The following is an 11661-nucleotide window of genomic DNA, read 5'->3' on the forward strand; positions in this document are numbered from 1 at the left end:
ACGCCCGGTTACATTCCGAACCCGGAAGCTAAGCCTCACAGCGCCGATGGTACTGCAGGGGGGACCCTGTGGGAGAGTAGGACGCCGCCGAACTATTTTTGATAAGAAGCCGTACCCCCGAGTTCCGACTCGGGGGTACGGCTTTTTTGCGTTCCACCCCAAACAGCCACCTCAGCCACCTCGACCACGCGGACCTATTTGGCGCCGGAAGCCGCGCACCCCCTCTGCACAGCTGTCCGACAACTGACGGTAAGGTCAGGAGGCATCATTGGCTCGTTCCCCACAGGAGGCCCCCGGGTGGAGGTCCAGGAGACGCGTGTCCAGACGGACCGGGTCCTCACCATCCCGAACATCCTCAGCATGGCGCGCCTGGTAGGCGTACCCCTCTTCCTGTGGCTGATCCTCAGGCCCGAGTTCGGTGGGCCCAAGAGCGACGGCTGGGCGCTGCTCGTGCTCGCACTGAGCGGAGTCAGCGACTACCTCGACGGCAAGCTCGCCCGGCGCTGGAACCAGATCAGCAGCCTCGGCCGGCTCCTCGACCCCGCCGCCGACCGGCTGTACATCCTCTCCACCCTGGTAGGCCTCACCTGGCGGGAGATCCTCCCGCTCTGGCTCACCGCGGCACTGCTCCTGCGCGAGCTGGTACTCCTCGTCATGGTCGGGATCCTCCGACGCCACGGCTATCCGCCGCCGCAGGTGAACTTCCTCGGCAAGGCAGCCACCTTCAACCTGATGTACGCTTTTCCGCTACTTCTGCTCAGTGACGGAAGTGGCTGGATCCACTCACTCGCTGCTATTTTCGGATGGGCGTTCGCCGGATGGGGTACAACTCTGTATTGGTGGGCAGGGATCCTGTATGTGGTTCAAGTCCGCCGACTTGTCAAGGCGGATGCCATGGCCGATTGAGTCTGCCGATATGACGGCCACCGGACTCACAGGCCCGTGACTGGTTGAACGGGCCAAACCGGTGGGCCGAGTCGGACAGACCGTCGTCTATCAAGGAGGACGTTACCGACATGAAGGCCGTCGTGATGGCCGGGGGCGAAGGCACCCGCCTGCGCCCCATGACCTCAAGCATGCCCAAGCCACTCCTGCCGGTCGTCAACCGGCCGATCATGGAGCATGTGCTGCGCCTGCTGAAAAGGCATGGGCTCACCGAGACCGTAGTGACCGTTCAGTTTCTGGCGTCACTCGTCAAGAACTACTTCGGCGACGGTGAAGAGCTCGGGATGGAGCTCACGTATGCCAATGAGGAGAAGCCACTCGGCACCGCCGGCAGCGTGAAGAACGCCGAGGAAGCGCTGAAGGACGACGCCTTCCTCGTCATCTCCGGTGACGCTCTGACCGACTTCGACCTCACCGACCTGATCCGCTTCCACAAGGAAAAGGGCGCACTGGTCACCGTCTGCCTGACCCGCGTTCCCAATCCGCTGGAATTCGGCATCACCATCGTCGACGAAGAAGGCAAGGTCGAGCGCTTCCTCGAGAAGCCGACCTGGGGACAGGTCTTCTCCGACACGGTCAACACCGGCATCTACGTCATGGAGCCCGAAGTCTTCGACTACGTCGAGGCCGACGTACCCGTGGACTGGTCGGGTGACGTCTTCCCCCAGCTCATGAAGGAAGGCAAGCCCATCTACGGGTACGTCGCCGAGGGCTACTGGGAGGACGTCGGCACGCACGAAAGCTATGTGAAAGCCCAGGCCGACGTGCTCGAAGGCAAGGTCGACGTCGAACTCGACGGCTTCGAGATCTCCCCCGGAGTATGGGTGGCCGAAGGCGCCGAAGTACACCCCGACGCCGTTCTCCGCGGCCCCCTGTTCGTCGGTGACTACGCCAAGGTCGAAGCCGACGCCGAAATCCGCGAACACACCGTGGTCGGCTCGAACGTGGTCGTGAAGAGCGGGGCCTTCCTGCACAAGGCCGTCCTCCACGACAACGTCTACATCGGGCAGCACAGCAACCTGCGCGGCTGCGTGGTCGGCAAGAACACCGACATCATGCGCGCTGCACGCATCGAGGACGGCGCCGTCATCGGCGATGAATGCCTCGTCGGCGAAGAATCGATTGTCCAGGGCAATGTGCGGGTCTATCCCTTCAAGACGATCGAGGCAGGCGCGTTCGTCAACACCTCGGTCATCTGGGAGTCCCGGGGACAGGCACACCTCTTCGGCGCCCGCGGTGTCTCCGGCATCCTGAATGTCGAGATCACCCCGGAACTCGCGGTGCGCCTCGCCGGTGCGTACGCGACGACGCTGAAGAAGGGCTCCACCGTCACCACGGCGCGCGACCACTCCCGCGGCGCCCGGGCACTGAAGAGAGCGGTGATCTCCGCGCTCCAGGCCAGCGCCATCGACGTACGCGACCTGGAGAACGTCCCGCTGCCCGTCGCACGGCAGCAGACGGCGCGCGGCAGCGCCGGCGGCATCATGATCCGTACAACGACGGGGGTGCCGGACTCCGTCGACATCATGTTCTTCGACGGGAACGGGGCGGACCTCTCCCAGGGCAGCCAGCGCAAGCTCGACCGGGTGTACGCGCGCCAGGAGTACCGCCGTGCCTTCCCCGGCGAGATCGGTGACCTGCACTTCCCCTCCAGCGTCTACGACTCCTACACGGGCTCGCTGCTGCGCAACGTCGACACGACGGGCATCGCCGAGTCGGAGCTCAAGGTCGTCGTGGACGCCTCCAACGGCAGTGCCGGGCTCGTCCTGCCGAGCCTCCTCGGGAAGCTGGGCGTCGACGCGCTGACGATCAACCCCGGCCTCGACGAGTCGCGTCCCACCGAGTCGGCGGACGCGCGCAGGTCCGGGCTCGTGCGGCTCGGCGAGATCGTGGCATCGGCGCGAGCCGCCTTCGGCGTGCGCTTCGACCCCGTGGGCGAGCGGCTCTCGCTCGTCGACGAGAAGGGCCGCATCGTCGAGGACGACCGGGCGCTGCTCGTCATGCTGGACCTGGTGGCCGCCGAGCGACGCAGCGGACGCGTCGCGCTGCCGGTCACGACGACGCGCATCGCCGAGCAGGTGGCGGCGTACCACGGCACGCAGGTGGACTGGACGACGACGTCGCCGGACGATCTGACGCGGGCCGGGCGCGGCGACTCGACGATCTTCGGTGGTGACGGGCGCGGCGGCTTCATCGTGCCCGAGTTCAGCAGCGTCTTCGACGGCACGGCCGCCTTCGTACGGCTGATCGGCCTGGTGGCGCGGACCCAGCTCACGCTGAGCCAGATCGACGCGCGGATCCCGCGCGCCCACGTACAGCGGCGTGACCTGGCCACGCCGTGGGCCGTCAAGGGGCTCGTGATGCGGCGCGTCGTGGAGGCCGCGGGCGAGCGATCCGTGGACACGACCGACGGCGTACGCGTCGTCGAGGCCGACGGCCGGTGGGTGCTCGTGCTCCCCGACCCCGCCGAGGCCGTCACCCATCTGTGGGCGGAGGGGCCCGACGAGGCCTCGGCCCAGGCCCTGCTCGACGAGTGGGCCGCCGTGGTGGACAGCGCCGGGGACTGATGGCGCAGGTGTGCCGGACAGCACCCGTAAGTGGTGCTGTCCGGCACATCGGTGGGGCCATTCGGAGGTAGCGCCCGCGACGTGCGACGATGTGCGGCATGCCGCAGCAGCCCCCCGCACGGAGCGCCGTCTCGCGCCCCAGGCGCCCTGACGCCTCCATGTCGCTGCTCACCACCGTCATGGACCACAGCCTCGACGAGGGGTACGCGGAAGCCGCCGCGCGCAAGAACGAAACCGGCACCGCAGGCGTGCCCAAGCCGCTGCGGGCCAAGCTCGGACTCGCGGCAGGCCTGGTGCTCGCCGCGCTCGTGGTGACCGTGGGCGCGGCGCAGGCGCGGGTCGAGGCCCCGGTGCTCGCCAAGGAGCGCTCGGAGCTGATCGACCGGGTCGAGTCGGCCACCGCGGACGCCGACGATCTGGAGGACGAGGTCGACGACCTGCGCGGCGACGTCAGCGCACGCCAGCGGGCGGTGCTCGAGGAACACGGTGGAAGCCGGGCCGAGTTGGTCTCGCTCCTGTCCGGGGCGACGGAAGTGCACGGTCCCGGCGTGAAGCTCGTGGTCGACGACAAGAAGAAGGCCGACCAGGGCGGCGGCGGCCCCCGGGAGAGCGCGGGCTTCTCCGACACCGGCCGGGTGCGCGACCGCGACCTGCAACGGGTCGTCAACGGCATGTGGGAGTCGGGTGCCGAGGCAATCGCGATCAATGACCAGCGGCTGACCGCACTGTCGGCCATCAGAGCGGCCGGTGACGCGATACTGGTCGACAACAGGCCGCTGGTGCCGCCGTATACGGTGCTCGCGGTGGGTGAAGGACAGAAGTTGAGCACCAGGTTCCAGAACAGCCGCGACGGTCAGTATCTGCACTCCCTACAGGAGAACTTCGGCATTCGGACCAGCATCTCAGCGGTCGACGACGTCCGGCTTCCGGCCGCGCCCAGTGTGACCGTACGTACAGCAGAGCCGAAGGCAGGAAAGGGCACATCGTGATCGCCGTACTTGGCCTCGTCGTGGGAGTCGTGGCCGGACTGCTGGTTAGGCCCGAGGTACCGGCGGTGGTCGAGCCGTATCTCCCGATCGCCGTGGTGGCCGCGCTCGACGCGGTGTTCGGCGGCCTGCGCGCGATGCTCGACGGCATCTTCGACGACAAGGTCTTCGTGGTGTCGTTCCTGTCGAACGTGGTGGTGGCGGCGCTGATCGTGTTCCTCGGCGACAAGCTGGGCGTGGGCGCGCAGCTGTCCACGGGTGTCGTCGTCGTCCTCGGCATCCGCATCTTCTCCAACGCCGCGGCGATCCGCCGGCACGTCTTCCGGGCGTGACGCCGATGAGCTCCATGAACCCCGAGGACCCCATGAACAACGGGGACGACCCTGCCGGAGGCGGTAGGCGCAGGGAACTGCCCGCCGAGGTGCCGGTGCCGCCCCGGGTGTCCCACGGCGGTACGGCGGCCGGACGGGCGGGTGCGGGCACCGCGCGGCACGGGGCCTCTTCTCTGACCGGCCGTCAGCGCCTGGTGAAGGGGTTGTGGCCGCCGCGCCTGACCCGTGCGCAACTCATCGTGGCCCTGCTCCTCTTCGTGCTCGGCCTGGGTCTCGCCATCCAGGTGCGGTCCACCAACGACAGCAGCGCGCTGCGCGGAGCACGTCAGGAAGATCTCGTACGCATTCTCGATGAACTGGATGACCGTACTCAGCGTCTGGAAGATGAGAAGCGCAGACTGGAGGATCAGCGCACCGGTCTGGAGAACAGCTCGGACCAGGCCGAGGAGGCCCGCAGACAGACGGTCGAGAGGGAACGGCAACTCGGCATTCTGGCGGGCACCGTGGCCGCGCAGGGCCCTGGCATCACGCTGACGATCCACGACAAGAAGGGGACGGTGGAGGCCGACATGCTGCTCGACGCCATCCAGGAGCTCCGTGCCGCCGGTGCGGAGGCCATCCAGGTCAATGACGTCAGGGTGGTGGCCAGTACCCATCTGTCGGATGCGACAGGTGACGGAGTGCGGGTGGACGGCCGGAAGGTCGCCGCGCCCTACCGCTTCAAGGTCATCGGCAAGCCGCAGGACCTGGAGCCGGCGCTGAACATCCCCGGCGGGGTGGTGCAGACTCTGGAGAAGGAGCAGGCCACGGTCACCGTCGCACGTACGGAGAAGATCGTCGTGGATGCCTTGCGACCGGCGAAGCGGCCTGACTACGCTCGGTCGTCCTCCCAGTGAGGGGCGGGGGCATGGGGGCCGTCGGTCCAGGGCATGAGGTTGCGGGGGGTCGGCGCACCGTAGACGGGGTGCGTGGTGGAAACTGTTTGGCGGTTACGGACGTTGTGAGGATGTCCGTGGTGCCGCGGTACGACGGTGTGTGCAGTCAGGGTTCGTCCTGCCCCACGGGCGGGTCTGTTTCGGTCAAGGGGAATCGCCCGTGAAGTTGTTTGCGAAGTTGTTCGGCAAGAGCGCACGTGAGGACGCCCGTCACCGTGCGCCGCGCGCTGGAGACGTGCCGGAGACACAGGTGGGCGAGCGCCCCCTGTTCCGGGACCAGGTGGGCGGAGACATTTCGGGCGGACAGGGCGCGTCATCTGTTGACCCTGCCAGTTCCGGACGCATAGGTTTCGGGGAACCGTCGCCCTCAGGTGCGGGTGCGGGGTACAGCCCCGATCCGTACGCGTCCCATGCCCCCGGGGGGCAGCCGCGGCAGGAGGATCCGTCCATGTCGGCCCTGGTGTGTACGAGGTGCGGGAACCGCAACGCGCAGGCGAGCCGGTTCTGCTCCAACTGCGGTGCGCCGCTGCGGGCCGGAGCGGTCGCCGAGCGTCCGTCCGAGACCACTTCGACGATCTCCATCTCCGGTCTTGAGGCGTACGACGCCGAGGTCACGGGGCAGACGCCGTCTCCGGCGCTCTCGCCCGAGGCGCAGGCGGCCGTCGACGCGCTGCCGCTCGGCTCGGCCCTGCTCGTCGTGCGCCGCGGTCCGAACTCGGGCAGCCGCTTCCTGCTCGACGGCGAGCTGACCACGGCGGGCCGGCACCCGCAGAGCGACATCTTCCTGGACGACGTGACCGTGTCGCGCCGCCACGTGGAGTTCCGTCGTCTCGCGGACGGTTCCTTCACCGTCGCCGACGTGGGCAGCCTCAACGGCACGTATGTGAACCGGGAGCGGATCGACTCCGTCGCGCTGTCCAACGGCGACGAGGTGCAGATCGGCAAGTACCGGCTGGTCTTCTACGCGAGCCAGCGGGGCATCTGACCCACCCCCCGGACCCCGTCCGGGGGTACCCCCAGGAAGGCCCATGCTGGAGACACCGAGGGGCGGTGCCGGAAACGGCACCGCCGCTGCGGACCATCGGCTGATGAGCATCGGCACCGTGCTGAACACGCTGCGCGACGAATTTCCCGAGGTCACGATCTCCAAGATCAGGTTCTTGGAGTCCGAGGGCCTGATCGAGCCGCAGCGCACACCGTCCGGATACCGCAAGTTCAGCCCCGAGGACGTGGAGCGGCTCGGGCAGGTCCTGCGGATGCAGCGGGACCACTATCTGCCGCTCAAGGTCATCCGCGACCATCTGGACGCCTCCGAGCGAGGTGAGGGCTCCGCCCTGCCCGCGCAGGGGCCGTCGGCGGAGCCGGGCGGCAGCGACCTCCTGGAGGCCGACGAGGAGCGCACGGTGGCGCGGCTGAGCCGGGACGCCCTGCTCGCGGCCGCCGAGGCCGACGAGCAGCAGCTCGCCGACTGGGAGACGTACGGCCTGATCGCGCCTCTGCCCGACGGCAGCTACGACGCGGATGCCGCAACGGTCGCCGCTCTCGTGGCCGAACTCGGCCGATTCGGTATCGAACCCCGCCATCTGCGGGCCATGAAGGGTGCCGCCGACCGGGAGGCGGGGCTCGTCGACCAGGTCGTCGCGCCGCTGCTGCGGCACCGCAATCCGCAGACCAGAGCCCATGCGGAAGCCCGTACGAAGGAGCTCGCGGGGCTCATCGGAAGGCTGCACTCAGCACTCGTGCACAGTGCGCTCGGCGTCCGGGTGCGCTGACTCGACGGGTGCCCGACTACCCAAACCTGCCGGGCACGTCCTAGGGTTGCTGTGTGAACGAGCTCGACGTCGTAGGTGTCCGGGTGGAAATGCCCTCCAACCAACCGATCGTGCTCCTGCGTGAAGTGGGAGGCGACCGGTACCTCCCCATCTGGATCGGACCAGGGGAGGCGACCGCCATCGCCTTCGCACAGCAGGGCATGGCGCCCGCACGGCCGCTGACCCACGACCTGTTCAAGGACGTGCTGGAGGCTGTCGGCCAGGAGCTCACCGAAGTGCGCATCACCGACCTGCGAGAAGGCGTGTTCTACGCCGAGCTGGTCTTCGCGAGCGGTGTCGAGGTCAGCGCGCGTCCCTCGGACGCCATAGCGCTGGCGCTGCGCACCGGGACGCCCATCTTCGGGAGCGACGGTGTCCTCGACGACGCGGGCATCGCCATTCCGGACGAGCAGGAGGACGAGGTGGAGAAGTTCCGCGAGTTCCTCGACCAGATCTCGCCCGAGGACTTCGGCACCAACAGTCAGTGAGCCGCGGCCGGACGGCGGGTCCGGGCCCGAGTGCCGCCGCCGTCCGTCGCCCGGTCGGCCCCTCTCAGGAGGCCGCTGCCGGAGCATTCGGCTAGCCTTTCCCCGCGGCACATGACGGGAAACCACTCGTAGGGTGATTATCACTCGGCGTGCCGAGTGTGGCGTTCGTTGACGAGCCCCTGGTGACTGCCTACCTTCGAGGGGGCAGGTCAAGGACGGAGGTCGGCGTGAGTAGCAGCGGCGACGGCACAGCGGTAGGTGGTCCGTATCCGCTGCACAGCGGTTCGGTCGAGCACTCTCCGAAGCGCCCGGTGGCAGTGCCCGAGGGCACCTCCGGAACGGAAAGTCAGGCTGTGGACCCCGAGCGGGAGCAGGTCGGTTATCGAGGTCCCACGGCGTGTGCCGCCGCGGGCATCACCTACCGCCAGTTGGACTACTGGGCGCGGACCGGGCTCGTCGAGCCCAGCGTGCGCGCGGCGGGCGGATCCGGGACACAGCGGCTCTACAGCTTCCGCGACGTGGTCGTCCTGAAGATCGTGAAACGGTTCCTCGACACCGGTGTCTCGCTCCAGAACATCCGCACCACGGTGCAGCACCTGCGGGACAGCGGCTTCCGCGACCTGGAGCGCACCACGCTGATGAGCGACGGCGCGACGGTCTACGAGTGCACGTCGCCGAGCGAGGTCCACGACCTCCTCCAGGGCGGGCAGGGTGTCTTCGGGATCGCCGTGGGTGTGGTGTGGCGCGATGTGGAGGCCGCGCTCTCGCAGCTGCACGGGGAGCGGGTCGACACGGGGGAGACCCTGGTGGGGCACCATCCCGCGGACGAGCTCGCCAGACGGCGGAACCGGGCGGTCTGAGGCGGTTCGCTCACCGGGCGGTCTGAGATGGTTCGCTCGCCGGGCCGTCTCAGGCGGTTCGCTCACCGGGCCGTCCGAGGCGGTCCGCCGGGCCGGTCGAGGGCGGGCCGCCCGGTGCCGGTGTACGGGTGCGGGTGCACCGGTGGTCGGTGTACTGGCGTGGCGTCGGTGAACCGGTACCGGTGGAGCACCGGGATTGTCAGTGGCGTAGGGCAGCATCGGAGATGTGAGAAGCGCGCCGACGATTCTGCATCTCGACATGGATGCCTTTTACGCGTCCGCCGAGCAGGCGGCCAAGCCGAGCCTGCGCGGCAAGGCCGTCGTCGTGGGCGGTCTCGGCCCGCGCGGAGTCGTCGCCACCGCCTCCTACGAGGCGCGCCGGTTCGGGGTGCACTCGGCGATGCCCATGGGGCAGGCGCGCCGGCTCGCTCCGAACGCCGCGTATCTCGTGCCGCGGTTCTCGTTCTACCGCGACATCAGCGAGCAGGTCATGCGGTTGCTGCGGGAGCTGTCGCCGCTCGTGGAGCCGCTGAGCCTGGACGAGGCCTTCGTGGACCTGGAGGCGGGCGGTGTGGCCTCGGACGAGGCGTCGGCGCGGGCCGTGGGGGAGCGGCTGCGGGCGGACATCCTGCGGGTGACGGGTCTGACCGGTTCGGTGGGGCTCGCCGTGTGCAAGATGCTGGCGAAGATCGGCTCCGAGCAGGCCAAGCCGGACGGCCTGGTGCTCATACCTGCCGGGACGGAGCAAGAGCTGCTCGAGCCCATGTCCGTGCGGATCCTGCCGGGTGTCGGTCCCGCGACCGGGGACCATCTGCGAAGAGCCGGGATCACGACCGTCGGGGAGCTGGCAGAGGCGGGCGAGGACGAGCTGGTGCGGCTCTTGGGCAAGGCGCACGGCGGTGCGCTGTACGCGATGGCGCTGGCACGCGACGAGCGGCCCGTGGTGGCCGAGCGGGACACCAAGTCGGTCAGCGTCGAGGACACGTACGACGTGGACATCCACGACCGGGTGCGGGTGCGCACGGAGGTGGCCCGCCTGGCCGAACGGTGTGTGCAGCGGTTGCGGGCCGCGGGGCACTCCGGGCGGACGATCGTGCTGAAGGTCCGGCGGTTCGACTTCTCGACGCTGACGCGGTCCGAGACGCTGCGGGGACCCACGGACGATCCCGGAGTGGTGCGGGAGGCCGCCGCGCGGCTCCTCGAGTCCGTGGACACCACGGGGGGTGTGCGGCTGCTCGGCGTCGGCGTCAGCGGGCTCGCCGACTACACACAGGAGGACCTGTTCGCACAGGCCCAGGCGAAGGCGGAGGCGGAGGCCGCGGAGGCCGCCGGGGTGGACGGTGACTCCGGGGCCGCGCAGGGGGACGGCGGCGGGCTGCTCGCCGAGGGGGGCGGGAGCGTCGGCGGGGTCGAGCCGGGCCCGGCCGAGTCCGGCGGGGTCGAGCCGGTGCCTCCCGCGGAGCGCCGGTGGCCCTCGGGACACGACGTACGGCATGCCGTGCACGGGGCCGGGTGGGTCCAGGGGAGTGGCCTGGGGCGGGTGACGGTGCGGTTCGAGACACCGCAGTCGGTGCCGGGGCGGGTGCGTACGTTCCGCACGGACGACCCGGAACTGGAACCGTCGGATCCGCTCCCGCTCGTCGTGGCCTCCGGTCGGGAGGAGGGGGTGGCTGGAGGTCCGGGGGCGGGGCTGCCCGTGTCCGGTACGGGCTCGCGTACCCCGGGCGGTCGTGGCTCGTGACCGCGCGGGTGTCTGGAAGGCGCCTGGAAGGTGGTCCTGTCCGGCGGGACGAGGCGGCCTGGGCCGTTCAGGGAGCGGAGTCGTCCAGAAGGGGAGTGCCTCGCGGGACAGCACGGCCGCTCGCGGGGCGGCACAGATCCCTCACGGGGCGGGCGCAGCCGCTCACGGAGCGGCACAGCCTCCCAGTAGGCGCCCCCGCCAGGCACAGCGCGCTCAGGAGCCGCCGGCGTTCGCCGTGTGGCCGAAGTCCACGTCCGGTGGAGGAGGAGGCGGGGCCAGGTCGAGGCCGTAGTGGCGGTAGAGCTGGAGTTCCTGTTCGGGGGACAGGTGGCGGCCGACGCCGAAGTCGGGGGCGTCCTTGATGAGGGCGCGCTCGAAGGGGATGCGCAGGGTGCCGTCCTTGACCAGTTCGCTGGGCTCCAGGGGCACGAAGGCGTCCCTGCTGAACAGGCCCGTTCGTATGGCTGCCCACTCCGGGGCACCGGTGGCGTCGTCGAGGTAGACCTCGTCGATCGTGCCGATCTTTGCTCCGTCGCGGTCGAACGCCTTGCGGCCGATCAGGTTGCGCGGATCGATTTCGGTCTGCACGGTCCCTCCAACGGTTCGCAATGCGCTCATACTCGTGCGTACTGGCCCAAACCTCGCTCGGAGTACGGTCGGATTTTGTTCGTAATGACTACGAAAGAGCACTTCGGGGCGGACGGCCACTCGAGGGACCGGCCGCGGGCCTCGCTGGTAGGCTGGCAGACGGCTGTTGACCCCGTGCGGGAGAGCTCTTCGGTGGCAGCACCGGAGGCGCCGAAGGAGCAACTCCTCCCCGGAATCTCTCAGGCCCATGTACCGCACGGACGAGGTCACTCTGGAAAGCAGGGCGGGCGTCGGGCGGGCACGTCCGAAACCCTCCCTCACCGACGGTGAAAGCAGTGCCTCCTCGCGGCGGCGCTGTGAAGCTCTCAGGTTGAGATGACAGAGGGGGAGGCCGTCCGGGTACCCGCG

General features: G+C 69.2%; 11 protein-coding genes, 1 rRNA gene and 1 riboswitch. Of the genes, 11 read left to right on the plus strand and 1 reads right to left on the minus strand.

Annotated features, from left to right (window positions below; all coding sequences use genetic code 11):
- The 11 genes from rrf to ACH4DX_RS33625 form a co-directional block, all read left to right on the plus strand.
- Positions 1-93: ribosomal RNA gene (gene rrf, locus ACH4DX_RS33575) — 5S ribosomal RNA — on the plus strand; the annotation flags it as partial.
- A 204-nt stretch (positions 94-297) separates the two neighbouring features.
- The gene (locus tag ACH4DX_RS33580) at positions 298-906 is read left to right on the plus strand and encodes a CDP-alcohol phosphatidyltransferase family protein (RefSeq protein WP_030571517.1); all 609 of its coding nucleotides are present in this window, start codon (positions 298-300) and stop codon (positions 904-906) included.
- 110 nt (positions 907-1016) lie between these two features.
- Complete coding sequence (locus ACH4DX_RS33585) at positions 1017-3512, plus strand: sugar phosphate nucleotidyltransferase (RefSeq protein ID WP_398123749.1); 2496 nt, start codon at positions 1017-1019, stop codon at positions 3510-3512.
- Positions 3513-3601: 89 nt separating this feature from the next.
- The gene (locus tag ACH4DX_RS33590) at positions 3602-4501 is read left to right on the plus strand and encodes a DUF881 domain-containing protein (RefSeq protein WP_398123748.1); all 900 of its coding nucleotides are present in this window, start codon (positions 3602-3604) and stop codon (positions 4499-4501) included.
- Complete coding sequence (locus tag ACH4DX_RS33595) at positions 4498-4830, plus strand: small basic family protein (RefSeq protein ID WP_003988855.1); 333 nt, start codon at positions 4498-4500, stop codon at positions 4828-4830. Before ACH4DX_RS33590 ends, ACH4DX_RS33595 begins: the two co-directional genes overlap by 4 nt.
- Positions 4831-4844: 14 nt before the next feature.
- Entirely contained in the window at positions 4845-5726 is an 882-nt protein-coding gene (locus tag ACH4DX_RS33600) for a DUF881 domain-containing protein (RefSeq protein WP_398157846.1), read from the plus strand.
- 82 nt (positions 5727-5808) lie between these two features.
- Positions 5809-6750: an FHA domain-containing protein gene (locus ACH4DX_RS33605; RefSeq protein WP_398123756.1), complete on the plus strand. Its 942-nt coding sequence runs from the start codon at positions 5809-5811 to the stop codon at positions 6748-6750.
- A 43-nt stretch (positions 6751-6793) separates the two neighbouring features.
- Positions 6794-7537 carry a MerR family transcriptional regulator gene (locus ACH4DX_RS33610; protein ID WP_398157847.1) on the plus strand — a complete coding sequence of 248 codons (744 nt, stop codon included), beginning with the start codon at positions 6794-6796 and terminating at the stop codon, positions 7535-7537.
- 53 nt (positions 7538-7590) lie between these two features.
- Positions 7591-8064 carry a bifunctional nuclease family protein gene (locus tag ACH4DX_RS33615; protein ID WP_005475662.1) on the plus strand — a complete coding sequence of 158 codons (474 nt, stop codon included), beginning with the start codon at positions 7591-7593 and terminating at the stop codon, positions 8062-8064.
- A 227-nt stretch (positions 8065-8291) separates the two neighbouring features.
- Positions 8292-8924 (plus strand): MerR family transcriptional regulator, encoded by a 633-nt coding sequence (locus ACH4DX_RS33620; protein ID WP_398123745.1) that lies wholly within the window; start codon positions 8292-8294, stop codon positions 8922-8924.
- Positions 8925-9150: 226 nt separating this feature from the next.
- Entirely contained in the window at positions 9151-10665 is a 1515-nt protein-coding gene (locus ACH4DX_RS33625) for a DNA polymerase IV (RefSeq protein ID WP_398157848.1), read from the plus strand.
- A 213-nt stretch (positions 10666-10878) separates the two neighbouring features.
- Here the strand turns inward: ACH4DX_RS33625 and ACH4DX_RS33630 are convergent, their stop codons facing one another.
- The gene (locus ACH4DX_RS33630) at positions 10879-11253 is read right to left on the minus strand and encodes a PRC-barrel domain-containing protein (protein WP_398157849.1); all 375 of its coding nucleotides are present in this window, start codon (positions 11251-11253) and stop codon (positions 10879-10881) included.
- Positions 11254-11420: 167 nt separating this feature from the next.
- Positions 11421-11518, plus strand: a riboswitch (glycine riboswitch).
- Positions 11519-11661: the final 143 nt, after the last annotated feature.

Source organism: Streptomyces sp. NPDC017940 (genome assembly GCF_044328435.1).
Classification (GTDB): Bacteria; Actinomycetota; Actinomycetes; order Streptomycetales; family Streptomycetaceae; genus Streptomyces.

What these genes read in the sequence shown, in the direction of transcription:
- ACH4DX_RS33585 (WP_398123749.1), top strand. Translation starts at nt 1,017, where the DNA reads ATGAAGGCCGTCGTGATGGCCGGGGGCGAAGGCACCCGCCTGCGCCCC.
- ACH4DX_RS33600 (WP_398157846.1), top strand. Translation starts at nt 4,845, where the DNA reads ATGAACCCCGAGGACCCCATGAACAACGGGGACGACCCTGCCGGAGGC.
- ACH4DX_RS33590 (WP_398123748.1), top strand. Translation starts at nt 3,602, where the DNA reads ATGTGCGGCATGCCGCAGCAGCCCCCCGCACGGAGCGCCGTCTCGCGC.
- ACH4DX_RS33610 (WP_398157847.1), top strand. Translation starts at nt 6,794, where the DNA reads ATGCTGGAGACACCGAGGGGCGGTGCCGGAAACGGCACCGCCGCTGCG.